This is a genomic window from Pseudarthrobacter sp. 902506025 (genome assembly GCF_040702325.1).
GTDB lineage: Bacteria > Actinomycetota > Actinomycetes > Actinomycetales > Micrococcaceae > Arthrobacter.
This window is the reverse complement of the sequence record NZ_JBFBKW010000001.1, coordinates 760,147-784,186: the sequence shown is the minus strand read 5'-3', so window position 1 is coordinate 784,186 and position 24,040 is coordinate 760,147. Positions and strand designations below refer to the sequence as shown.

22 protein-coding genes are annotated in these 24,040 nt (G+C 67.3%); 17 read left to right on the top strand and 5 right to left on the bottom strand.

Going from position 1 to position 24,040, the window contains the following annotated elements:
- Nucleotides 1-53: 53 nt before the first annotated feature.
- Together AB0280_RS03510 and AB0280_RS03505 are read right to left on the bottom strand one after the other, a co-directional pair.
- Nucleotides 54-1,679, bottom strand: a complete 1,626-nt coding sequence (locus AB0280_RS03510; protein WP_364402829.1) for a DUF349 domain-containing protein — start codon at nucleotides 1,677-1,679, stop codon at nucleotides 54-56.
- A gap of 66 nt (nucleotides 1,680-1,745) precedes the next feature.
- Nucleotides 1,746-2,564 carry a peptidylprolyl isomerase gene (locus AB0280_RS03505; protein ID WP_307490579.1) on the bottom strand — a complete coding sequence of 273 codons (819 nt, stop codon included), beginning with the start codon at nucleotides 2,562-2,564 and terminating at the stop codon, nucleotides 1,746-1,748.
- Between the two features lie 228 nt (nucleotides 2,565-2,792).
- Between AB0280_RS03505 and hisS the strand changes: the two genes are divergently transcribed.
- Nucleotides 2,793-4,163 carry a histidine--tRNA ligase gene (gene hisS, locus AB0280_RS03500; RefSeq protein WP_159631900.1) on the top strand — a complete coding sequence of 457 codons (1,371 nt, stop codon included), beginning with the start codon at nucleotides 2,793-2,795 and terminating at the stop codon, nucleotides 4,161-4,163.
- 9 nt (nucleotides 4,164-4,172) lie between these two features.
- Here hisS and AB0280_RS03495 read toward each other — a convergent pair whose 3' ends face one another.
- Nucleotides 4,173-5,420, bottom strand: a complete 1,248-nt coding sequence (locus AB0280_RS03495; protein WP_366366208.1) for an APC family permease — start codon at nucleotides 5,418-5,420, stop codon at nucleotides 4,173-4,175.
- Between the two features lie 98 nt (nucleotides 5,421-5,518).
- Here AB0280_RS03495 and aspS point away from each other — a divergent pair, with 98 nt between their 5' ends.
- A complete protein-coding gene (gene aspS / locus AB0280_RS03490; RefSeq protein ID WP_201302421.1) occupies nucleotides 5,519-7,315 on the top strand; it encodes an aspartate--tRNA ligase in 1,797 nt (598 codons plus the stop codon).
- Between the two features lie 138 nt (nucleotides 7,316-7,453).
- Nucleotides 7,454-8,218, top strand: coding sequence for a GNAT family N-acetyltransferase (locus tag AB0280_RS03485; RefSeq protein ID WP_366366251.1), 765 nt, complete (start codon nucleotides 7,454-7,456; stop codon nucleotides 8,216-8,218).
- 17 nt (nucleotides 8,219-8,235) lie between these two features.
- Here AB0280_RS03485 and AB0280_RS03480 read toward each other — a convergent pair whose 3' ends face one another.
- The gene (locus tag AB0280_RS03480) at nucleotides 8,236-8,904 is read right to left on the bottom strand and encodes an acVLRF1 family peptidyl-tRNA hydrolase (protein ID WP_366366207.1); all 669 of its coding nucleotides are present in this window, start codon (nucleotides 8,902-8,904) and stop codon (nucleotides 8,236-8,238) included.
- Between the two features lie 63 nt (nucleotides 8,905-8,967).
- Here AB0280_RS03480 and AB0280_RS03475 point away from each other — a divergent pair, with 63 nt between their 5' ends.
- The 14 genes from AB0280_RS03475 to nusB all read left to right on the top strand — a co-directional run bounded on the left by AB0280_RS03475 (nucleotide 8,968) and on the right by nusB (nucleotide 22,564).
- Nucleotides 8,968-10,437: a replication-associated recombination protein A gene (locus AB0280_RS03475; protein WP_366366206.1), complete on the top strand. Its 1,470-nt coding sequence runs from the start codon at nucleotides 8,968-8,970 to the stop codon at nucleotides 10,435-10,437.
- Between the two features lie 169 nt (nucleotides 10,438-10,606).
- On the top strand, nucleotides 10,607-11,233 hold the full coding sequence (gene rpsD, locus AB0280_RS03470) for a 30S ribosomal protein S4 (protein ID WP_009357431.1): 627 nt from the start codon (nucleotides 10,607-10,609) through the stop codon (nucleotides 11,231-11,233).
- A 144-nt stretch (nucleotides 11,234-11,377) separates the two neighbouring features.
- A complete protein-coding gene (locus AB0280_RS03465) occupies nucleotides 11,378-11,752 on the top strand; it encodes a DUF948 domain-containing protein (RefSeq protein WP_141160339.1) in 375 nt (124 codons plus the stop codon).
- Between the two features lie 17 nt (nucleotides 11,753-11,769).
- The gene (locus AB0280_RS03460) at nucleotides 11,770-12,000 is read left to right on the top strand and encodes a DUF6167 family protein (RefSeq protein WP_307490592.1); all 231 of its coding nucleotides are present in this window, start codon (nucleotides 11,770-11,772) and stop codon (nucleotides 11,998-12,000) included.
- 126 nt (nucleotides 12,001-12,126) lie between these two features.
- Entirely contained in the window at nucleotides 12,127-14,805 is a 2,679-nt protein-coding gene (alaS, locus tag AB0280_RS03455; RefSeq protein ID WP_366366205.1) for an alanine--tRNA ligase, read from the top strand.
- Between the two features lie 7 nt (nucleotides 14,806-14,812).
- On the top strand, nucleotides 14,813-15,412 hold the full coding sequence (ruvX, locus tag AB0280_RS03450; protein WP_159631908.1) for a Holliday junction resolvase RuvX: 600 nt from the start codon (nucleotides 14,813-14,815) through the stop codon (nucleotides 15,410-15,412).
- Nucleotides 15,409-17,163: an endolytic transglycosylase MltG gene (gene mltG, locus AB0280_RS03445; protein ID WP_366366204.1), complete on the top strand. Its 1,755-nt coding sequence runs from the start codon at nucleotides 15,409-15,411 to the stop codon at nucleotides 17,161-17,163. The genes ruvX and mltG overlap by 4 nt, the downstream gene beginning before the upstream one ends.
- Complete coding sequence (locus AB0280_RS03440) at nucleotides 17,160-18,020, top strand: shikimate dehydrogenase (RefSeq protein WP_366366203.1); 861 nt, start codon at nucleotides 17,160-17,162, stop codon at nucleotides 18,018-18,020. The genes mltG and AB0280_RS03440 overlap by 4 nt, the downstream gene beginning before the upstream one ends.
- A gap of 23 nt (nucleotides 18,021-18,043) precedes the next feature.
- On the top strand, nucleotides 18,044-19,243 hold the full coding sequence (aroC, locus tag AB0280_RS03435; RefSeq protein WP_366366249.1) for a chorismate synthase: 1,200 nt from the start codon (nucleotides 18,044-18,046) through the stop codon (nucleotides 19,241-19,243).
- A complete protein-coding gene (locus AB0280_RS03430) occupies nucleotides 19,243-19,812 on the top strand; it encodes a shikimate kinase (RefSeq protein ID WP_159631911.1) in 570 nt (189 codons plus the stop codon). The genes aroC and AB0280_RS03430 overlap by 1 nt, the downstream gene beginning before the upstream one ends.
- A complete protein-coding gene (aroB, locus tag AB0280_RS03425) occupies nucleotides 19,809-20,900 on the top strand; it encodes a 3-dehydroquinate synthase (RefSeq protein WP_366366202.1) in 1,092 nt (363 codons plus the stop codon). The genes AB0280_RS03430 and aroB overlap by 4 nt, the downstream gene beginning before the upstream one ends.
- Nucleotides 20,900-21,418 carry a tetratricopeptide repeat protein gene (locus AB0280_RS03420; RefSeq protein ID WP_159631913.1) on the top strand — a complete coding sequence of 173 codons (519 nt, stop codon included), beginning with the start codon at nucleotides 20,900-20,902 and terminating at the stop codon, nucleotides 21,416-21,418. Before aroB ends, AB0280_RS03420 begins: the two co-directional genes overlap by 1 nt.
- Before the next feature lie 172 nt (nucleotides 21,419-21,590).
- Nucleotides 21,591-22,154, top strand: a complete 564-nt coding sequence (efp, locus tag AB0280_RS03415) for an elongation factor P (protein ID WP_141160347.1) — start codon at nucleotides 21,591-21,593, stop codon at nucleotides 22,152-22,154.
- Nucleotides 22,154-22,564 carry a transcription antitermination factor NusB gene (nusB, locus tag AB0280_RS03410; RefSeq protein ID WP_141160348.1) on the top strand — a complete coding sequence of 137 codons (411 nt, stop codon included), beginning with the start codon at nucleotides 22,154-22,156 and terminating at the stop codon, nucleotides 22,562-22,564. The genes efp and nusB overlap by 1 nt, the downstream gene beginning before the upstream one ends.
- A 70-nt stretch (nucleotides 22,565-22,634) precedes the next feature.
- On the opposite strand, the gene AB0280_RS03405 is transcribed toward nusB, so the two are convergent.
- The gene (locus AB0280_RS03405; protein ID WP_366366201.1) at nucleotides 22,635-23,912 is read right to left on the bottom strand and encodes a PrsW family intramembrane metalloprotease; all 1,278 of its coding nucleotides are present in this window, start codon (nucleotides 23,910-23,912) and stop codon (nucleotides 22,635-22,637) included.
- Nucleotides 23,913-24,040: the final 128 nt, after the last annotated feature.

Below are 24,040 nucleotides of genomic sequence, written 5' to 3'. Positions count from 1 at the left end.
GGGACCGGGCCTGTGACTTCCAGCCCAAGCCAGAGAAGCTCAGCGCGAGAAGCCTAGGACAGCTCGCTGGCGGAGCGCTGGATCTGGTCAAGCCAGGCCTGGCGGGCTTCGAGGGCCTCGCGGGCGGCCTTGATCTTGCGCTGGTCACCGCTCTTTTCGGCCTTGGCAAGGTCTTCCTGGAGTCCGGCAATGGCGGATTCCAGCTGCGAGAGTGCGCTGTTGGTGCGTGCCTTGCGTTCGGGGTTGGACCGCTGCCACTGCTCTTCTTCGGCGTGGCGGACGGCGTCTTCAACCTTCCGGAGCCCGGCTTCGATCCGGCCCATGTCGGCCCGGGGTACCTTGCCGGCCTCTTCCCAACGGTCGCGGACGGACTGGAGCGCCTTCTTGGCCGCTGCCAGGTCCTTCACCGGAAGGATGCCGTTGGCCTCGGCCAGCAGCGCCTCCTTCACCGTAAGGTTGGCGGCGTACTCCTGGTCAATTTCGTCGTTGGCAGCCTGGCGCGAGGTGAAGAACACGTCCTGCGCGGCGCGGAAACGGGCCCACAGTGCGTCGTCGTCCTTGCGGCTTGCCCGAGGCGATGCCTTCCACTGGTCCATCAGGCGGCGGTATTCGCCGGCGGCGTAGCCCCAGTCGGTGGACGTGGATAGGGCTTCGGCCTCGGCGATCAGCTTCTCCTTGGCAGCCTTGGCTGCGGAATTGTTGCTGTCCAGCTGGGAGAAATAGGCCCGGCGGTGGCGGTCGAAGACGGTGCGGGCGGCGCGGAAGCGCTTCCAGAGGGCGTCCTCGTTGCTGCGGCCCAGCCGCACGCCGCTCTTCTGGGCTGCCTTCCAGTTCTCGAACAGCTCGTTCATCCGGGCGCTGGAGGTCTTCCACTGCGTCTGGGCGGGATCCTGGCCGGAAATCTGCTCCGCCTCGGTGACGATGGCCTCACGCGCTGCAAGCTCGGATGCACGCACGGCATCGTGCTCGGCCTTCTCGGCCTTCTCCAGCTCCGTGATTTCGACGGCGAGCTTGTCCAGTCGCGCTTCGGCTGCCCGCAGGTCGCCCACCATGTTCCGTTCGGCGAGCTGTTCACGCAGGTGCGTCACCGTCTTTTGCATGTCCGTGCTGGGAGCCTTGGAGCTGACACGCTGTTCGAGGAGGACGATCTGCGCCACGACGTCGTCGTACTTCCGCGCAAAGTAGATCAGCGCCTCGTCACCGCTCACGCCGGGGTACTGTCCCACGGGGTGCTCGCCGCCGTCGATATTCAGGTAGACGTGGCCGTCCCCTTCCACTCGGCCCCACTTGGAGGCCTCGGCGACAGACGTGCTGGGCGCAGCGGGCACCGGTGCGGCAGCGGGAGCGGCGGCAGCGGGCTTGGGACGCGATGCGAAGGCAGCAGGCGACGGTGCTGACGGCCGGGGGCCGGGTGCGGCAGCAGGCACGGACGGCTCCGCGGCAGTGGCTACCCCGGACTGGCCCTCTGCATCCTGCCCACTGGCCGCGTCAACACTGGCTGCGTCAGCAGTGTCCTCGTCAACAGGGCTTTCTTCAGCAGTGCCCTCCTCTGAAGCGGTTGCTTCGGGGGCCGCAGGTGCGTGCCCGGCCTGTGCAGCAGTATCGGCAGCGTCCTCGGCCGGAGCCGTTGGTTCGGTTACGCCTGTTGCTGTTTCGTCGGATTTCTGACTGTCTGTCACCGCTAAAAGTCTTTCGCTTGGAGGGAAATACTCACGTACTGCACCGCGGCCTTGCCGGCCCGGCTCCTACTTCAGAGAAAACGAGTCTATCGTGACTGGTTGTTTTGGTGCGCCGTCCGTGTCGCTGGCACCTGGCGTGATGCCGGCGGCAGCAATGTTGGACACCACATCAAGCCCCGAGGTCACCTTTCCCACCACGGTATAGCCCCCCGCTGCGTCTGCCGGAATCGCGGTGTCCTTATAGACAATGAAGAACTGTGTCCCGTTGCCGTAGGCGTTGTTGCCGGTACGGGCCACGGCGATGGTGCCGGCGGGGTACATGTTGTCCGCCGGGGTGTTCTCCAGCGGACCCCACGTGTAGTTGGGGTCTCCCTGGCCGTCGCCCGTGGGCGAACCGCACTGCAGCACGCCGAACTGGTCTGCGGTGGTGAGCCGGTGGCACGTCTTTCCGTTGAAATAGCCTTCGTCGCTGAGGGACTTGAAGACCGCCGCGGCCTGGGGAGCCTTGGTTCCGTCCACCTCCACGCCCAGAGGACTGCCGTTCAGCAGCAGTTGGCCCGTGAAAGTCTTGCCGGCCGCCGAGTCTGCGGCCGGGATGTTCGGCCCGTTGGTTGCAGCAGCGGATGGAGTGGGGGAGGCGCTGGCCGAGGCCGATGGCTCGGTCAGGCCTGCCTGCGCGGCAGCATACTCGTCCTCGGTCGGGTTTCCGGCGAACGCCGTGAGCTGGAGGACGACGGCGAGCACTACGGCGGCGGTTCCCGCGCCGGCGGCCACGAGGTTGTCGCGCTTGCGCCGCCTTTCCTGGTCGCGCCGGAGGTCACGCTTGGCTTCCATTTGCTGGATGCGCCGTTTCGTTTCGCGGGCACTGCGTGAACTGGCCGGCAAGGGTCCTCCTCATCGTCGGGCTGCTGGTGTGCCGCGGTTGGCCGCGGCGCGAAGAATTCAGCGGCCAGTCCGTGCCGTCCGCCGTATTAGAGATGCACACGGATGAACGCATAAACTGGCTGCCGCACATAGTTTATGCATGGCCGGCTGTGCTGCCGCCGTACGCCGTCCCTGAACGGTGTGGCCGGCAATGCGCCGCGCCTTCCATCCCTAAGGAGAACCTTCCCCATGGCACGCACCGCCTCCCTGTCCGGATTCCCCGAGTGGCTTCCCGAGGAGCGGCTGGTGGAGCTGCATGTGCTCGATACCCTGCGCAGGGTCTTTGAGCTGCATGGTTTTGCCTCGATCGAAACCCGGGCGGTGGAGACGGTGGGCCAGCTGCTCCGCAAGGGCGAGATCGACAAGGAAGTGTATGGACTCAGCCGGCTCCAGGAGGATGAGAGCGACAACCCGGTAAAGGGCGGTAAAGCGGATCCCCACGCGCTGGCCCTGCATTTTGACCTGACGGTGCCGTTTGCCCGCTACGTCGTCGAAAACGCCGGCTACCTCGCCTTCCCGTTCCGCCGCTACCAGATCCAGAAAGTGTGGCGCGGCGAGCGGCCCCAGGAAGGCCGGGCCCGTGAGTTTACCCAGGCGGACATCGATGTTGTGGGCGACGGCGAGCTTCCGTTCCGTTACGACGTCGAGATTGCACTGGTCATCGCCGAGGCCCTCAGTGCCCTGCCCATCCCCGACTTCCGCCTCCGGATCAACAACCGCAAGCTCGCCGAAGGCTTCTACCGCGGCATCGGCCTCGATGACACCGCAGGCGTGCTGCGCAGCATCGACAAGCTTGAAAAGATCGGTCCCGCCAAGGTGGCTGAGCTGCTGAAGTCCGAGCTGGGCGCTTCCGATGACCAGGCCGCCAAGGCGCTGCAGCTGGCAGCAATCCGCACGGACGACACATCCTTCGTGGCGCAGGTCCGTGCCCTCGGCGTCACCAACGAGCTCCTGGATGAAGGCCTCGACGAACTGGAGCAGGTTATCGATGCCGCCGTGCAGCGGGCTCCCGGCAAGGTGCTGGCCGACCTCAGCATCGCCCGCGGCCTGGACTACTACACCGGCACCGTGGTGGAAACCGTGCTGGTGGGCCACGAGCAGCTCGGGTCCATTTGCTCCGGCGGCCGCTACGACGCCCTGGCGTCCAAGGGAAACCGGAAGTTCCCGGGCGTCGGGCTGTCCATCGGCGTGACCCGGTTGGTCTCCCGGATCCTGAGCCAGGACCTGGCCAAGGCCTCCCGTTCGGTTCCCACGGCGGTGCTGGTGGCCCTGAACCACGACGACAGCTGGGGCGGTGCGCAGGACGTCGCCGCGCTCCTGCGCAGCAGGGGTATCCCCACGGAAGTGGCGGCCAAGGCAGAAAAGTTCGGTAAGCAGATCAAGTTCGCGGACCGGCGCGGCATCCCGTTCGTCTGGTTCACCGACGAGGACGGCACCCACCAGGTCAAGGACATCCGTACTGGCGAACAGGTGCTGGCCGCGCCCGAAACCTGGATGCCGCCGCTGGAGGACCTGACGGTTCAGGTTGAAACCACCGCCCCCGCAGCAGCCTCCGTGTAGCCCGGCAACTCAGGACTGGTGCTGCCGGAGGCGCAGCGCCAGCCAGCGCCCGGCCACCCCGGCTGCGAGGACCGCGGCCATGGTCAGCACGGGCGCCGGCGGCAGGGTGAAGGCGAGGACGACGCAGCCCAGGAATCCCACGGCGTTCAGCCAGCGGGGGGCATAGCCGGGATGGGCCGTGAGGGTGAAGGCGGACGCGTTCGCCACGGCGTAATACACCAGTACGCCGAAGCTTGAGAAGCCCACCACCGTCATCACGTTGGTGGTCAGCAGGAGCAGGATGACGACGACGGCCACAGCCAGTTCCGCAACGAACGGGACGGTGTGGGTGCCGCCCACCTTTGCCAGCGGACCCGGCAGGTCGCGTTCCCGTGCCATGGCCAGGGTGGTCCGCCCCACGCCCGTGATGAGGGCGAGGAGGGCACCCAGGCATGCAGCGGCTGCGCCCGCCTGCACCAGCGGCGCGGCAGGGGCAAGGCGGGAATCCAATACTGCGTCCAGCAGGGGAGTTCCGGACGCGGCAAGCCGCTCTCCGAGGTGGTTCAGCAGGAGCAGTGCCAGCAGCAGGTAGATGGCGAAAGCGGCTGCCAGGGCCGCCAGGATGGCCCGCGGGATGGCCCGTGTGGGGTCTTTGACCTCTTCGCCCAGCGTGGCGATCCGGGCGTAGCCGGCGAAAGCGAAAAACATGAGCCCTGCTGCCGGCAGGACTCCCGCCGGGTTGCCCGACGGCGGCCCGGCCAGTACCGCCGCGGTGTGCGGGCCCAGCCACGCGGCCACGGCGACGAACACCAGCGTCGCCAGGACCATGCACAGCAGGATGCGTGTCAGCAGGGCGGTCCGGGTAATGCCGAGCAGGTTGACTCCGGTGAGCGCCACGACGGCGGCCACAGCCACCGGGACCGCATAATCCCGCGCCACGTAGCTGCCGAACGTCAACGCCATGGCCGCGCACGACGCCGTCTTGCCTGTCACGAAACCCCAGCCGGCCAGGAAACCCGGCCACTCGCCGAGCTGGTTCCGCCCGTACACGTAAGTACCGCCGCTGGTGGGGTATTTGGCGGCGAGGGCGGCAGAGGCCACGGCGTTGCAGTACGCCACTACTCCCGCGATGAGCACCGACAGGACCAGGAGATTCCCTGCCAGCGCGGCGGCCGGAGCGAAGACCACAAACACGCCGGCACCCAGCATGGAACCCAGTCCGATCGCGGTGGCGTCAAAGGTCCCGAGCCTGCGCTGCAGCTGCTGCGGTTCGCTCATGCGGCGGCATTCCCTTTCCAGCGGGTAAACTCGGACGGGATCGTTCCCGCAACGATCATATTGAAACTTCCCACTGTTTTCCCGCAGAAAGGCGTGCTGTGCTGCGCACACATGACCTCGGATCCCTTCGTTCCGAGCACATTGGACAAACCGTAACCCTGGCCGGCTGGGTGGGCCGCCGTCGTGATCACGGTGGTGTGGCATTCGTTGACCTTCGCGACGCTTCCGGCGTGGCCCAGGTGGTGGTCCGCGAGGAAGAAGTGTTCCACGGACTGCGCAACGAGTACGTCCTTCAGGTCACGGGCACCGTGTCCAAGCGTCCGGAGGGGAACGAGAATCCCGCCCTCGCCACCGGAGAGATCGAGGTCATCGCCGAGGACGTCACCATCCTCAACACCTCCGACCCCCTGCCGTTCCAGATTGACGAACACGTGGAAGTCGGCGAGGAAGCCCGCCTCAAGCACCGCTACCTGGACCTGCGCCGCCCCGGCCCCAGCCGCAACCTGCGCCTGCGCTCCGAGGCCAACCGGGTGGCGCGCGACCTGCTCCACCAGGAGGGCTTCGTGGAGATTGAGACGCCCACGCTGACGCGTTCGACGCCGGAAGGCGCCCGTGACTTCCTGGTTCCGGCACGCCTGGCCCCGGGTTCCTGGTACGCCCTTCCGCAGTCCCCGCAGCTTTTCAAGCAGCTCCTGCAGGTGGGCGGGTTCGAGAAGTACTACCAGATTGCGCGCTGCTACCGCGATGAGGACTTCCGCGCCGACAGGCAGCCGGAATTCACCCAGCTGGACATCGAGGCCAGCTTCGTTGACCAGGACGACATCATCCGGCTGGGCGAAAACATCGTCAAGGCAGTGTGGCAGCTCATCGGGGCGGACATCCCCACGCCCATCCAGCGCATCACCTACGCCGACGCCATGGCCAGGTACGGCTCCGACAAGCCGGACCTCCGCTTCGGGCTGGAACTGACCGAGCTCACCGAATTCTTCAAGGACACCAACTTCGGCGTTTTCAAGGCTCCCTACGTGGGTGCCGTGGTCATGCCCGGCGGTGCTTCGCAGGCACGCCGTGCCCTGGACGCGTGGCAGGAATGGGCCAAGCAGCGCGGTGCCAAGGGCCTTGCCTACGTCCTGTACAAGGAGGACGGCGAGCTCGCGGGACCGGTGGCGAAAAACCTCACCGAGTTCGAGCGTGCCGGCCTGGCCGACGCCGTGGGCGCGAAGCCCGGCGACTGCATCTTCTTCGCCGCAGGTGAGAAGACCCCCTCGCGCGCCCTGCTGGGTGCCGCCCGCGTGGAAATCGGCCACCGCACCGGCCTGATCGACCCCACGGACTGGGCTTTCTGCTGGGTTGTGGACGCGCCCATGTTTGAGCCCGCCGCCGCTGCCGTTGCCTCCGGCGACGTTGCTGTCGGCGGAGGCCAGTGGACTGCCGTGCACCACGCCTTCACCTCACCCAAGCCGGAATTCCTTGACACGTTCGACAAGGATCCCGAGTCGGCGCTCTCCTACGCCTACGACATCGTCTGCAACGGCAACGAAATTGGTGGCGGCTCCATCCGTATCCACCAGCGCGACGTGCAGGAGCGCGTCTTCGAACTGATGGGCCTGGACAAGGAGGACGCCCAGACCAAGTTCGGGTTCCTGCTGGAAGGCTTCAAGTACGGCGCACCCCCGCACGGCGGTATCGCGTTCGGCTGGGACCGCGTGGTGTCGCTGCTGGCAGGAGTGGAGTCCATCCGCGACGTCATCGCCTTCCCGAAGTCCGGCGGCGGCCACGACCCCCTCACGGAAGCACCGGCCCCCATCACGCCGCAGCAGCGCAAGGAAGCAGGCGTGGACTTCAAGCCCGAGGCCAAAAAGCCCGAAGTGAAGAAGCCCGAAGACAAGCAGTAGTGCACGGTTAGTGGCTCCAGGCCGCAATCATTGGAGGTTCCCCGGTTCGCCCGGGGGACCTCCTGCCGTTAAGGAAGGAACAGCCCCGTGACCACACCGAGCCCGGTCCAACCCGCACCCCCGGGCCTTGAAGCCGCCATGGACGCAGCATGGCCAGCACCGGACCGCCACGAGGCCGGCAGCTGGACGCTTCGTGCGGCCGCAGGCGTCACCCAACGGGCCAACTCCATCTGGCCACGCAGTGAAGAGTACGGTGGCGACCGGTGCAGCGACGACCTCCCGGGCCTGCTCAGGGAGGCCAGGGCCTGGTACCGCAGCCGCCGCTTGCCGGTCATCTTCCAAGTCTTCGACACCCCGGCAGCGTCCGGTCTCCATGAGCTGCTGGACGCGGAGGGCTTCACCCGCCAGTCCGAGACCCTGGTCATGACCCGCAGCGCCATGGACGCCCGGATTCCCGCAGGCGTCACGCCGGCGGTGGAACTCGCCACGGAGCCGTCAGGGGAGTGGCTGCGGGTCTGGTGGGAGGTGGACGGCCGCGGCGGGGAGGACTCCCTGGCCGTCGCGGAAACCATCCTCAGGGGCTGTCCGTCCGTGTATGCCCTGGTGCGGGACGGCGATGGCAGGGCTTCCGCCGTCGGGCGCCTTGCCCTCCCGCGCGGCAGCGGGCAGGGCGGCCTGTACTGCATGGCTACCCTTCCGGACGCGCGCCGCCAGGGCTTCGCGGCCGCCATCCTGCAGGCCCTGCTGCAGGCCGGTAGCGAGCGGGGCGTGGATGGCTTCTGGCTGCTGGTCACGGCAGCGAACCGTGGCGCGCAGGAGCTCTACGCTCACGCAGGGTTCCGTGAGGCCGGCCGCTACCTGTACCGGCAGGAACGCCCGCGGCGAGCCCTGACCGGCTGCTGACAACCAGGGACGGCCGGCTAACCCGCCGGATCCGTTACCGTAACCCGCACCGAGCACGCATCAGCCGCAGCCTTCTTCAACACGGCGGCCCTGGGCTCGGCAACGTCCAGGTAGGGCAGGCGCGGCAGGCGCGCGTAATCACGCAGGGCGGGGTCCTGGAGGACCAGGTCAGCCAGGGCCCGGTCGCCGCCGGGCACCACATATTCGAAGGCGGCCGCGCGGAACACCTCCGCCGCCTGCTGCGCCACGGCCGCCACCAGGGCATCCGCCTGGTTGGAACGGCGGCGGGCAAACCGTTGCTGGGACTGGCCGCCAGCCGCCGTTCGGGCCTGGACGTACCGGGTGCCGGCTTTGGACGCGAGCAGGGTGCCTTCGCTTGCCACCCCGATGCCGTATCCACCCCGCCGCGCCAGCAGCAGTCCCAGCCGGCGTGGTTGCGAGGCCAATGCAGCCAGCCGCTCCAGCGGGCCGGCGCCGCGTCCCGGACGCCCATCAGCCGGCCACGGCGCCTGCAGGAGTGCCTCCGTGCCGTCGGCCGCCACAAGGAGCAGGCCGTCGTCGCCATCCTGCAGCCGGTAGCCGCCGTGGGAGGTGCCGAAGCGTTCCGCCCAGCCCGCCAGCCGCGGACCGGACACGAATGCTGTCCTCACGGACGGCGGGGCACCGGTTGGACTTGGGGCGGGCATGGCGGTTCCTTGGGTTTGGGGGAGGGGGAAAAGCAGGTGCTGGACTGGAAGTAGCCTATCTATGTGGATGATCTCTTCGGGAACGGGCCAGAAAACGACGACGACGATCGTCCCGTCGCGGGGGAAAGCGCAGGTTCCCGGGGACAGGGTTCGCGGGGCAAGGGTTCGCCGCGCAGCCCGCTGGCCGTCCGCATGCGGCCCCGCACCCTGGACGAAGTGGTGGGCCAGCAGCACCTGCTCGGCCAGGGGTCGCCGCTGCGCCAGCTGGCAGCCGGGGCGGGCGCGGATGCCGCCGGTCCGGCCGGACCCAGCTCCCTGATCCTCTGGGGCCCTCCGGGTACCGGCAAGACCACGCTGGCGCATGTGATTGCGCGCGGACCCGGCCGCAAGTTCGTGGAGCTGTCCGCCATCACCGCAGGCGTCAAGGACGTCCGGCGTGTCATGGACGACGCCCTGACGGCCCGCGACCTGTACAAGACCACCACGGTGCTGTTCCTCGATGAGATCCACCGCTTCAACAAAGCCCAGCAGGACGCCCTGCTGCCCGGCGTCGAAAACCGCTGGGTGGTCCTGGTGGCTGCCACCACGGAGAACCCCTCCTTCTCGGTGGTCTCGCCCCTGCTCTCCCGTTCCCTACTCCTCACGCTCAAGCCCCTGACCGATGCGGACATCGAGGGCCTCCTGGTCCGGGCCGTGGAGGATCCGCGGGGGCTGGGCGGCAAGGTCCGGCTCAGCGATGAAGCGCTGGAACACCTGGTCCGGCTGTCCGGCGGCGACGCCCGCCGCGCCCTTACGGCCCTGGAGGCCGCGGCCGGCGTCGCGTTCGGTGACGCGGACGACGTCGAACGTTCCGTGGGGGAGGAAGGCGCACCTTCCGCGCCTGCCGCCGAAGAGCCGGTCACCGTGGAGCTGCGCCACACCGAGCGCGCCCTCGATGCGGCCGCCGTCCGGTATGACCGCGCCGGCGACCAGCACTACGACGTAACCAGCGCCTTCATCAAATCCATCAGGGGGTCCGACGTGGACGCGGCCCTGCACTACCTCGCCCGGATGCTCGAGGCGGGGGAGGACCCCCGGTTCGTCGCCCGGCGGATTGTCATCTCCGCGGCGGAGGACGTGGGCATGGCAGACCCCACCGCGCTGCAGACCGCCGTGGCAGCAGCACAGGCGGTCCAGCTGATCGGTATGCCCGAGGGCCGGATCATCCTGGCCGAGGCCGTGGTCCACCTCGCCACCGCACCAAAGTCGAACGCCGCCTACATGGGCATCAACAAAGCGATCGCGGACGTGCGGGCGGGCCTCGGCGTCGGAATTCCCGCGCACCTGCGCGATGCCCACTATCCGGGCTCCAAGCAGCTGGGCCACGGCGTTGGCTACAAATACGCCCACGATGCGCCGCACGCAGTGACCACCCAGCAGTACCCGCCGGATGACCTGGTGGGCCGCGACTACTACCAGCCCACCGGCAACGGTGCCGAACGGGATATCGCCCAACGGCTGGAACGCCTGCGGAGGATTGTCCGGGGCACGTAATGCCGTGGTAAGCTGAATCTTTGTCTGGCAAGGCGCGGACGCACAATCTCCCCAATTCAGGTTGGCAAGGTTATGCCCTGCGCCCAGTAGCAAAAGGCAGCGGTTGGCCGATGCTCTCCATCGTGGAGGCCAGTAACACTGACACACCGCAGATATTGGAAGGACACAAGTGGCTAACAACACTCGTGCTCGCCGTCAGGCCCGCCTCTCGCGGTCCCTCGGCATTGCTCTGACCCCCAAGGCCGCCAAGTACATGGAGCGCCGCCCGTACGGCCCCGGTGAGCATGGCCGTGCCCGCAAGAAGCAGGACTCCGACTACGCCGTACGTCTGCGCGAAAAGCAGCGCCTGCGCGCCCAGTACGGCATCCGCGAAGCACAGATGACCCGTGCCTTCGAAGAAGCCCGCCGCACCAAGGGCCTGACCGGTGAGAACCTCATCGAACTGCTCGAAATGCGCCTTGACGCCCTGGTCCTGCGTGCCGGCTTTGCCCGCACCATCGCCCAGGCCCGCCAGCTGGTTGTGCACCGCCACATCATGGTTGACGGCGTCCGCGTTGACCGCCCGTCGTTCCGCGTCGGCGAGGGCCAGCTGGTCCACGTCCACAGCCGCAGCGAAACCATGGTTCCGCTCCAGGTTGCCGCCGCCGGTGCCCACCGCGACGTCCTGCCTGCCGTTCCGGCCTACCTGGACGTCAAGCTGGAAGCCCTCCAGGCCCGCCTGGTGCGCCGCCCCAAGCGTTCCGAAATCCCGGTGACCTGCGAAGAGCAGCTCGTCGTCGAATTCTACGCACGCTAAATCCCAGCAGCGTACCCAAAGAAGCCCGTGGCAAGCGCCGCGGGCTTCTTTGTATGTAAGGTACTTGGGGGACATCTGCGCGCGCCCCCTCCGGGCGCCTGCAGGATGGGACCCACCCACGGAATTTCGAGGAGATGAACGTCTATGTCTGGTGGCGATATTGCCGGCCTGATCGCTGCCGGGGTGTTCGCGCTCCTGGTCCTGCTGCTGGCGGTGCCCATCCTGAAGCTGGGAAAAGTCTTCGATGAGGTGCGGACCACCATCAGGTCCCTTAGCGACGGCGCCACCCCCCTGATGGACGAGGTCACGGCCACCGTTTCCACCACCAACCAGCAGCTGAAGAAGGTTGACGGCATCTCGTCGAACGTCTCGGATGCGTCCGCCAACATCTCAGCGCTGTCCTCGCTGGTGGCCGCAACGGTTGGTTCCCCGCTCATCAAGGTTGCCGCCTTCAGCTACGGCGTCCGCAGCGCCTTCGCCAACCGCCGGAAGCCCGCCGCCGGGCGCCGCAGCCGCTAGATCCGAAAAGAACAAACATGAAAAGAATTGTCTGGATGGGAATCGGCGTGGCCATTGGCGTCATTGCCTTCCGAAAAGTGAGCCAGGCCCAGTCCAGCCTCGGGCCGGAGGGCCTCAACCGCACCGTGGGACGGCTGGCCGACGGGGTTTACGACTTCGCCGACGCCGTCCGCGCAGGGATGCATGAACGGGAAACCGACCTGAGGTCCGCCCTGGGCATCGAGTCCGCTGAAGTGGTCCGCCGCTAAGGCCCTCAGGGGCTTCACGCAGGCAGCCAGCCAACAACCGGCAGGTCCCCGTTGAGGGACCCGCCACTTGAACGAAATACCCGTGCCACCCCTCGGCGCGGACCAAGAAGGGTAAGAAAACAGCTCATGAAGTCGCAGGAGATCACAAAGCGCTGGGTGGACTTTTTTGTCAGCAAGGGCCACACCGCGGTTCCCTCCGCATCGCTGGTCTCCAGCGACCCCTCGCTGCTGTTCACGGTGGCCGGCATGGTCCCGTTCATTCCCTACCTCACCGCCCGCGAGGAAGCCCCCTACTCCCGCGCCACCAGCGTCCAGAAGTGCATCCGCACCGGCGACATCGAGGAAGTGGGCAAGACTGCCCGCCACGGCACGTTCTTCCAGATGTGCGGCAATTTCTCCTTCGGCGACTACTTCAAGGAAGACGCCATCAAGTTCGCCTGGGAGCTGCTCACCAAGAGCGTTGACGACGGCGGCTACGGACTTCCGCCCGAGAAACTGTGGGTGACGGTCTACGAGGAGGATGACGAAGCCGAGGAGCTGTGGCTGAAGAACACCGGCGTGCCCGCTGAGCGCATCCAGCGCATGGGCAAGTCGGACAACTACTGGTCGACGGGCCAGCCCGGGCCGGCCGGTCCCTGCTCCGAGATCTACTATGACCGCGGACCGGCCTACGGCATCGAAGGCGGACCGCTGGCTGACGAGACCCGCTACATCGAGATCTGGAACCTCGTGTTCATGCAGTACCAGATCGAAAACGTCCGCTCCAAGGTCGACTTCGACATTGTCGGTGAGCTGCCCAAGAAGAACATCGATACCGGCCTGGGCATGGAACGCCTCGCGATGATCCTGCAGGGCGTCGAGAACATGTACGAGACCGACCAGGTCCGTCCCGTGATCGACAAAGCCGCAGAACTCTCCGGCAAGGAGTACACCTCCGCCGAGTCCGAGGACGATCCCCACCACACGGACGACGTCCGCATGCGCGTCGTGGCGGACCACGTTCGGTCGGCCCTGATGTTGATCTCCGACGGCGTGACCCCCTCCAACGAGGGCCGCGGCTACGTCCTGCGCCGCCTGATCCGCCGGGCCGTCCGCTCCATGCGCCTGCTTGGCGTCGAACAGGCCTGCCTGCCTGACCTGCTGCCTGCTTCGCGCGACGCCATGAAGGGCGTTTACCCCGTGGTGGCCACCGACTTTGACCGGATCAGCCGCATCGCTTACGCCGAGGAGAAGGCCTTCCTGCGCACCATCGCCTCCGGCACTGCCCGGCTCGAGGACGCCGTCAAGGAATCCAAGGCAGCCAACAAGCCGCTGTCCGGCGAGGACGCCTTCGCGCTGCACGACACCTACGGCTTCCCCATCGACCTCACCCTCGAAATGGCCGAAGAAGCCGGGCTGAAAGTGGATGAGGCGGCTTTCCGCAGCCTGATGCAGGAACAGCGCCAGCGCGCCCAGGCCGATGCCAAGGGCAAGAAGGGCGGCCACGCGGACGTCAGCGTCTTCCAGGAACTCCTGGGCCAAGGCGAGACGGTCTTCACGGGCTACACCGAGCTCGAAGGCGAGTCGCGCGTCCGCGGCCTGCTCAGCGCCGGCCGCCAGGTGCAGCAGGCAGCCACCGGAGACGAGATTGAACTGGTCCTCGCGGAAACCCCGTTCTACGCCGAGGCCGGCGGCCAGGCCGCGGACACGGGCCTGATCACCGGCGACGGCTTCGTCGTCGAGGTCCTCGACGTCCAGCGCCCCGTCAAGGGCCTGAGCGTGCACAAGGCGATTGTCCGCGAGGGCGAAATCGGCGCCGACTCGCTGGTGCGCGCCGCCGTCGACCGTGAACGCCGCCATGCCGCCGAGCAGGCCCACACAGGCACGCACATCGTCCACGCCGCCCTGCACCAGATCCTTGGCCCGGAAGCCACCCAGCGCGGTTCCTTCAACAAGGCCGGCTACCTGCGCTTCGACTTTGCCTGGGGCGAGGGCCTGAGCACAGCCACACGGTCCGAGATCGAAGAGGTTTCCAACCTCGCGATCCGCAACAACTACTCCGTGGAAACGAAGATCATGGGCCTGGCCGAAGCCAAGGCCATGGGCGCCATGGCCCTCTTCGGCGAGAACTACGGCAGCGAAGTGCGCGTCGTGGAAATCGACGGCGCCTGGTCCCGCGAACTGTGCGGCGGCACCCACGTCGCCAACACCTCGCTGATCGGCAGCCTGTCCCTCCTGGGCGAACAGTCCGTGGGTTCAGGCAACCGGCGCGTGGAAGCGTTTGTGGGCATGGAAGCGTTCCGCCACCTCGCGGCTGAGCGCGCCCTGGTCACCGAGCTCACGGACCTGCTGAAGGTGCCCTCCGGCCAGCTCGCCGACAGGATCTCCGCCACCCTTGCCAAGCTGAAGGCTACCGAGAAGGAACTGGACCGGCTCCGCAAGGAACAACTGACCGCTGTTGCCGCGCAGCTGGTGGACACCGCCAAGGATGCCGCCGGCGTCCGGGTGGTGGCCCACGATGCGGGAACCGTCAGCGGTGCCGACGACCTCCGCGGCCTGGCCCTTGACCTGCGCAACCGCCTCGGCTCCACGGCTGCCGCGGTTGCCGTGGCAGGCGTCGCCAACGACCGCCCGCTGATCCTGGTCGCCACCAACGAAGCGGCCAGGGAGGCCGGCGTCAAGGCCGGTGCCCTGGTGCGCGTCGCTGCCGGCGTGCTCGGCGGCGGAGGCGGCGGCAAGGACGATGTTGCCCAGGGTGGCGGTACCGATGCCGGTAAGGTCGGCGCTGCCCTGACCGCCGTCGTCGACGCCATCGCGGGGCGATAACCCAGCCATGACCGATGCTGTTGCTGCCGGCGGCTACCCCCAGGGTGTGAAACTGGGGGTGGACGTCGGCACCGTCCGCGTAGGGGTGGCCATCTGCGACCGGGACTCCATCTTGGCCACGCCCTACAAAACCCTCGACCGGAATGCCAGGAAAAACTCCGACGTACGCGTCATCGCCAAACTGGCGGAGGAGTTGGGAGCCGTGCAGGTCATCGTTGGCCTGCCGCGGACCATGAAGGGCGAGGAACACTCCTCGGCGAGGATGGCCACGGACTACGCCCTGCTCCTGGCGGCCGAGCTCGCCGCCCGCGGCCTGGCAGTCCCGGTCAACCTGGTGGACGAACGCCTCAGCAGTGTCTCGGCCCACCGCAACCTGCACGAAGCTGGCATGAGCAGCAGGGATCACCGTAAAGTAGTTGATCAGGTCGCGGCGGCGGGGATTCTCCAGCACGCCATCGACATGCAGAAAGCCAGGGGAGCGGATGTCGGCTCACGCGTGACAGCGCCATCCCCGTCCGTGGACCTGGGGGCTGGTGGGGCGGACCAGCCCGTCCGCGCCATGCCCGCAGACACGGCCCAATCTTCACATAATGGAAGGCAACAGTGAGCCCTGCCAACATTGACGACACCTCCGGTCCGCTGGACCCCGGGGCCGCGAGGCCGCTGACCCGCAAGGAACTGCGGGCCCGGGAGAAGAGCCTCAACACCGGAGGCCACGACGCCGTGCCCGAGCAGGCCTACGAAACCGGTGACGTCCCGCCGCCGCCCGCAGCTCCTCCCGCGGCCGCGTCTCCCGCGGCCGAATCCACCTTCGCTCCGCTCCCCGCCGCCGAAGACGTTCCGGCTGTTCCGGAGACACCGCCGTCCATCCAGGAAGACCAGCCAGCGCCCGGTTCCTTCGGCAGCGATGCCGGCACCGGTGTGCCGGCCCCTCTCCAGCACCGCGACGCCTTCCCCGGGCACGAGGACGCTGCGCACCACGCCACCCCGGACGCCGTCGGGCACCATCCGGACGACGTCCACCACGCCGGGGTGGACTACGATGACCCCGCGCAACACGACGACGTTTCGCACCCACTGGACAACCACCACTTCGACGCGCACGAGCAGCACTTCGACGCGCACCACGAGGCGGACCTGCACCACGAGGCCGTCGTGCACGGCCACCAGGAAGGCGTGCACGACGACCATGCGTACCACTCCGCCGGATACCACGAGGACGCCCACGCGGAGGTCCCGCACCAGGACGCAGGCCACGAACTGCTCCCAGGCTCATCGTCCGCCCCGGTAGTGCGGCCGTCCAAAAAGGTCCGGCGCCGCCGCAGGCTGCTGGCCCTGTTCCTGACCCTCGCTGTCTTTGTAACGGCAGTCGCCGTGGGCGCCCAGTTCCTCAAGCCGCTCCTGGGCAGCGGCAAGCCCTCGGATTTCCCCGGCCCCGGGTCGGGTGAGGTCCAGGTGACCGTCGCCAGCGGTGAAGGGACTCGCTCTGTCGCCACCGAGCTGGAAAACCAGCGCGTGGTCGCCAACGCGGATACCTTCATGCAGGCGTTCCACGCCTCCGGCGGGACCCTGTCACCGGGGGACTACACCTTCAAGACCGAGATGAAGAACGCGGACGCCGTCAATGTGCTGCTCGGCAAGGACAAGACCAAAGTCATCTACTTCGCCCTGAGCGCGGGCCTGCGGGTCAACGAGTCCCTGCAGGCAATTTCGGAGGGCTCCGGAGTGTCCATGCAGACCCTGCAGGCGCTCAGCAACCAGCCTGCCCAGTTCGGCCTGCCTCCCAACGCGAAAAACCTAGAAGGCTACCTGGCCCCCGGCGAGTACCGCTTCCCGCTGGGCACGCAAGCCAAGGACATCCTGCAGGCCCTGGTCAAGGCCACCACCGACGAACTGGTATCGCAGGGCATCACCGACCCCGCCAAGCAGTACGAGGCCGTCATTGTGGCCAGCATCGTCCAGGCCGAGGGCGGCCAGGCCGACTACGGCGACGTGGCCGGTGCCATCTACAACCGCCTCAAGCCCAACGACCAGACCGGCGGTTTCCTGCAGGTTGACTCTGCCGTCACGTACGGCCTTGGCACCCGAAGCTTCAACTTCACGGATGAGCAGCGGCAGGACAAGTCCAACCCGTACAACACCTACGCGAATCCCGGATTGCCGCCAGGACCCATCGGCTCACCCGGCAAGACCGCCATTGATGCGGCCGCCCGGCCGAAGGCGAATGACTACCTGTACTGGGTGACCATCAACCTGGACACCAAGGAGACGAAGTTCGCCAAGACACTGGCCGAACACAACGCCTACGTCGAGCAGTACAACGCGTGGTGCCAGGCCAACGCGGGCCGCTGCACATGAGCCTGCGGGCTGCCGTCCTGGGCCACCCGATCAGCCACTCGAAGTCCCCGGCGCTGCACCTGTCCGCCTATGAGCGGCTGGGTGCGGGCATCAGCTACACGGCCATCGACGTCACGGAGGCCTTGCTGCCGTCCTTCATGCGCCAGATCCGGAACCAGCCGGGCTGGCGCGGGCTCTCGGTGACCATGCCGCTGAAGACGGCCATGCTCAGCGAGGTGGACGAAGTGCGGGGCGTGGCACGCACCCTCGGAGTGGTGAACACTGTCACCTTCGAGGAATCCGCCGGTGGAGTGAAGACTGTGGGCTCCAATACGGACGTGACCGGCATCGTCAACGCCCTGCGCCACGCCGGTACCCGGGCAGCACCGTCCGCCGTCATCCTCGGCGGCGGCGGAACAGCGGCATCCGCGGTCGCGGCCCTGAAGGAACTGGGCACCGGCAGCGTGCAGGTCTTTGTCCGTGATGCGTCGCGGACAGCAGACGTCCGCTCCGCCGCGGACAGCCTGGGCGTGGCCCTTGAGGTGCGCCCGCTGGCGGGTGCGGCCCGCCCCACGGCGGATGCCGACGTCGTCATTTCCACCCTGCCGCCCCGCGCCGCAGATGGACTCGCCGCCGACATTGCGGCGCTGAAGACCAGGACGCCCGGCGTCCTGCTGGACGTTGCCTACGATCCGTGGCCCAGCCTCATCGCCTCGGTGTGGCAGGCCGGCGGGGGCGCCGTAGTGCCGGGCCTGGAGATGCTGCTGTACCAGGCCGTGGAACAGGTGCGGCTCTTCACCCGCCGCGGGGAAGACGTTAACGCACCTGTCATAGATGTGATGTGTGACGCAGTCGGCCTTGCCCGACGGGCGTTGTGACCGCCCTACGTGGCAGGATGGAAATTATGCGTTGGTTGACTGCCGGTGAATCCCATGGCCCGGCTCTGATGGGAATTATTGAAGGCGTCCCCGCCGGTGTTGAAATCACCGGCGGCCACATCGCAGACTCCCTGGCCCGCCGCCGGCTTGGCTACGGACGCGGCGCCCGGATGAAGTTCGAGCAGGACGTGGTCACTATCCTTGGCGGCGTCCGCCACGGCCTGACCCAGGGCGGTCCCGTCGCCATCCAGGTGGCGAACACCGAATGGCCCAAGTGGGAGCAGATCATGTCCGCCGACCCCGTGGACCCCCAACTCCTCGCCGACCAGGCACGCAACGCACCCCTGACACGCCCCCGCCCGGGCCATGCCGATTTCACGGGCATGCAGAAATACGGCTTCGATGAGGCCCGTCCCGTGCTGGAGCGTGCAAGCGCCCGCGAAACCGCCACCCGCGTGGCGCTGGGCACGGTGGCCGCGCAGTTCCTCAAGCACCTCGGCATTGAACTTGTCAGCCACACCGTGTCCATTGCCAGCGTGACGGTGCCCGAAGGCCGCCCGCTGCCCGTGCCCGGCGACGTCATTGCCCTGGACACAGACCCCTTGCGCTGCTTCGACCGCGAAACCTCCGACGCCATGGTGGCCGAGGTGGACGCTGCGCACAAGGAAGGCGAAACCCTGGGCGGCGTAGTGGAGGTCCTGGCATACGGACTCCCGCCCGGACTGGGCAGCTACGTGCACTGGGACCGCCGGCTCGACGCCAGGCTGGCCGCGGCACTCATGGGCATCCAGGCCATCAAGGGCGTGGAGGTCGGTGACGGCTTCCTGACCGCTGCCCGCCGCGGCTCCGCCGCCCACGACGAAATCGTCCGCGACGGTCACGGCCGGATTGTCCGCGCCAGCAACCGTGCCGGCGGCATCGAAGGCGGCATGAGCATCGGTGATGTCCTCCGCGTCCGCGCAGCCATGAAGCCCATCGCCACGGTTCCACGCGCCCTGCGGACCATCGACGTCAGCACCGGCGAACCGGCCAAGGCACACCACCAGCGTTCGGACGTTTGTGCAGTACCGGCCGCCGGAGTGGTGGCCGAGGCAATGGTGGCCCTGGTCCTCGCCGAGGCCGTCATCGAAAAGTTCGGCGGTGACTCAGTGGCGGAAACCGCGCGCAACATCAAGGGTTACCTGGACAACATCCCGGCATCCCTGGACTCGATCGGCCAGTAGTGCTCCACCGCAGCAGTCCCGCACCCCTCGGCGGCCGGCCGATAGTGCTCATCGGTCCCATGGCGGTGGGCAAATCGGCCATCGGCCAGCAGCTTGCCCAGCAGCTGGGGGCCCGGTTCATTGACACCGACGCGGTCATCGTTGCCGGCCACGGCTCCATCGCCGATATCTTCGCGGGCCGCGGCGAGCACGCGTTCCGGGAGATCGAAGCCCGCACCGTCGCTGACGCCGTGGAGGAAGCCGAAGGGACCTTGACCGTTATTTCGCTGGGCGGCGGTGCGGTGCTCGACTCGGGCACGCAGCAGCTGATCAGCCGCTGCACGGTTGTCTACCTGGAGTGCGACGCCGATACCGTGGCGGACAGGATCGCCCGGAACTCCGGCCGCCCGCTCCTCGCCGGCGACGCCATGGGCCGCTGGACAGCAATGTTCGCCACCCGCAGGCCGGTCTACGAGAGGCTGGCCGACATCACCCTGGACGTCCGCCACGGCTCGGTACCCGAGCTTGGCGGCCGGCTGGAAGCAGCACTGCGGAACCACGCAGCTGCCAAACAGGAAGTTGAAAAGTGAACACGCAATCAACAGTCATCAACGTCACCGGCGAAGGTGCCGGCAACAACTACGGCGTCGTCGTCGGGCGCGGCCTGCTTGGTGACCTTCCCGGGCTGCTCGGAGAGCGGGTCCGCCGGGTCCTGGTGATCCACCCCCGCGCCCTGCGCCTCACCGGTGACACCGTCCGCGACGAACTCGCAGCCGCCGGCTTCACGTCCCTCACCGCCGAAATCCCGGACGCTGAAGAAGGCAAGCACATCCAGGTGGCCGCCTTCTGCTGGCAGGTCCTGGGCCAGAACGATTTCACCCGTTCGGATGCCATTGTCGCCGTGGGCGGGGGAGCAGTGACCGACCTCGCAGGCTTCGTCGCCGCCACCTGGCTGCGCGGAGTCAAGGTCATCCACATGCCCACCAGCCTGCTGGGCATGGTGGACGCCTCCGTGGGCGGCAAGACCGGCATCAACACCGCCGAAGGAAAGAACCTCGTAGGCTCCTTCCACCCGCCCGCCGCCGTCCTGGCGGACCTGGACACCCTGGACACCCTGCCGAAGAACGAGATCATTTCAGGCCTGGCCGAGGTCATCAAGTGCGGTTTCATCGCCGATCCCGCCATCCTTGACCTGGTGGAAAAGGACCCCGCCGCAGTGGTGGACCCCCGCTCCGACGCGCTCCGCGAGCTGATCGAGCGGGCTATCGCCGTCAAAGCCAGGGTGGTCTCCGAGGACCTCAAAGAGTCCGGGCTGCGGGAAATCCTGAACTACGGCCACACCCTGGGCCACGCCATCGAACTGGTGGAACGCTACTCCTGGCGGCACGGGGCCGCAGTCTCCGTGGGCATGATGTTCGCCGCGGAACTTGCCCGCAGCGTCGGGCGGCTCAGCGATACCGACGCCGACCGGCACCGGAGCATCCTGGACGGGCTTGGGCTTCCGGTCACCTACCGGCGCGACCGGTGGCAGGGCCTGCTGGACGGGATGCGCCGCGACAAGAAGTCCCGTGGCGACCTGCTGCGCTTTGTTGTCCTGGACGGCATCGCCAAGCCGGGAATCCTCGACGTCCCGGACACGTCGCTGCTGTTTGCGGCCTACCAGGAAATTGCTTCCTGATGAAGGGCGACATGAGCGGCACCGGCGACTGGCCCGAGGCAGGGTTCCCGGGTATCCGGATCAACCCGGACACCCTGCGGCCGCAGATCGTGAACGAGGACGCTGTCCGCGACGCCCTGGCCGCCTCCACCGATCCCGCAGACCCGATTTTCGTGCTGCTGGTTGAGGGCCACGCGTCCGACGCCGCCGAACTGCTGGCCGAAGCCCGCTTCAAGGACCCGGAATCGTTCCGGCTGCGCGTGTTCGAGGCCGAGGTGCTGAGCGTCTCCCACCGGATGGACCGTGCCATCGAACTGTTCCGCCAGCTTGTGGCGGAGGTGCATGGCACCTCCCGTGAAGCGCTGGCCCTGCAATACCTGGGACGGACGCAGTATGCGGCCGGGCACACGTCCGCGGCCGTTGAATCCTTCTCCAAGGCACTTGACCTGCGGGTGGCGCAGTCCGCCGATGCCGCCCAGATCTACTCCTCCACGGTGGCCCTGCAGCGCGCCCGGGACGTCCTGGACCTGGCCTGCTGATCCGGAGCCGGGTGGCCGCGGAAAGGCTGCCCGGGATTTACCGGTAGAATGGTTGTGGAATTTTTGCATCCACGCGATTTTTGACAAACACGTGCAGGCGGGCCGTTGTGGCGTGCCCGCCCGGCATACAGCATCTGACCACGCGGCCAGACAAAGAAACCAGAGGAAACCAGTGGCAACCACTAACGACATTAAGAACGGAACGGTCCTGAAGCTCGAGGGCCAGCTCTGGAACGTCATCGAATTCCAGCACGTCAAGCCCGGCAAGGGCGGCGCCTTTGTCCGGACCAAGATGCGCAACGTGATGTCCGGCAAGGTTGTTGACAAGACGTTTAACGCCGGGCTCAAGATCGAAACGGCAACCGTTGACCGCCGCGATTACCAGTACCTGTACCAGGACGGCGCAGACTTCGTCTTCATGGACACCTCGGACTACGACCAGATCACCGTGTCCGGCGCCACGGTTGGTGACGCCACCAACTTCATGCTCGAGAACCAGATGGTCAACATCGCCATCCACGACGGCAACCCCCTCTACATCGAACTGCCGCCGAGCGTTGTCCTGGAAATCACCTACACGGAGCCGGGCCTGCAGGGCGACCGCTCCTCTGCAGGCACCAAGCCCGCCACCCTGGAGACCGGTTACGAAATCCAGGTCCCGCTGTTCATCGAGAACAACACCAAGGTCAAGGTGGACACCCGCGACGGCAGCTACCTGGGCCGGGTTTCTGAGTAGTGAGCGCCCGCGGTAAAGCCCGCAGCAGGGCACTGGATGTTCTTTTCGAAGCGGAGCAGCGCTCTGTTTCGGCGTTCGACGTGCTTCGCGCACGCCGGGAAAAGACCGACCAGGTGGTCAACCCCTACACCTTGGAAATTGTCGAAGGGGTAGTGTCCCAGCAGGCCGCCATCGATGAGTTCCTGGAGACCTACTCGCAGGGCTGGACCCTGGAGCGCATGCCGTCCGTGGACCGTATCATCCTGCGCATCGGCACCTGGGAGCTCCTGTACAACGACGACGTCCCCGATGGCGTGGCGGTCAGCGAGGCTGTTGCGCTGGCCAAGACACTGTCAACGGACGAGTCTCCGCAGTTCATCAATGGCCTTTTGGGCCGGCTGCAGCAGCTGAAGCCTTCGCTGCTCGCCTAGCCTCCCCGCAGGACAACGCGAAAGGGCCCCGCCACAGGCGGGGCCCTTTCGCGTTCCCACGGGTGCAGGTTCAGCCGGCCACGGCCGCGCGCAGGGCGAGGATCCGCTGCAGCTGCTGCCGCTCCTCGGCCTGGTGGAGCGGCACGTCCCGCCCGCTGAGGATGCGCTGCCGGGTATTGGCAAGCTGGGTGGCGGCTTTCATGAACTGCTTCATCTGCGGCTTCCGGCCGGAGTTCGCGGCCCAGGCCAGGGCAGTGCGCCGGCCGCCCAACGTGGCCAGCAACTGGACCTCGGCCGGGGTGAACCAGCCCGCCGCCGAGTACTCCATCAGCCGCTGGCGCGTCAGCCTCTTTTCGGCCACCCGCAGGAAGATGATGCCGCCCACGGCCAGGACGAAGATCGGCACCTGGACCACGATGTAGTCCAGCAGGAAGCCCTGGCCCATGCTGTTCCACCTGTTGTGCAGGAACATGGCCGGCAGCAGGCCCACGAAGAAGGCGCCAATGGACGCGCCGGTGTGCCAGCGCCGTGCGGCGAAGCCCATGACAAGTCCGGTGGTGCCGGTGAAGATGGCATGCGCGAACGGGGACATGACTCCGCGGAGGAAGAAGACCTGCGCGAAGTCACTGGCCGGTGACGCCGACTCCGCGATGGCCCGGCCGAAATAGAGGATGTTCTCGGTGAACGCGAACCCGCCGGCGATGGTGAAGGCAAACACCACGCCGTCCACGGGGCCGTCGAAATGCCGCCGCGCCGCGAGCAGGAGGATCAGCAGGCCAAGGGACTTGGCGAATTCCTCCACGATGGGCGCCTGCACCGTTGCCATATAGGTCTGCAGGTCAGGCTGGTCGGTGAACTGGAATGCGATGACGAAAAACGGCTGGATCAGCAGGGTGACGGCCACGGACACCGCCGCGCCCCACGTAAAGGCGAAGAACAGCAGGCGTTTCGGCTCCGGCTCCCACCTGTCGATGATGTGGACCGCCGTCAGGACCACAGCCAGCGGAACCAGGGATGCCAGGAAACCGATCAGGAATCCGGCGGCGCCCGTGTTGGATAAAAGGAACGGCACCACCAGGAACAGGCTCAGGAAAGCGAGCACGCCGCCGGCAACCGACAACCCCACCAGGCCGCCACGGGCCCGCGTCGCATGCAGCACCGTCCCCTGGGCCTGGGCCGGCACCATCACGGCCAGCGGCTGGCCCTGGTGGCCCGGGGCAGCCTGGTAGTGTTCCGGCTGCACATGGCCCATCCAGCTGGGGTTGGCCTGCTGGGGCAGGGGACGGTAGCCGGCGCGGTAGTGGTCGTCGGGGAGGCCGGAAGGAGGCTGCTGCGGGTACGTCGGCATACCCGAAAGCCTAAGCGGGTGCTGCCGGACCACAAAGGACCCGGCCTCCAGGGCCGCTGGAATGTGATCAGCGCCGCGTTGTCCGGGCACCGGCCCGGCAGGGACCGTGTGGTAATTTTGAACAGCAA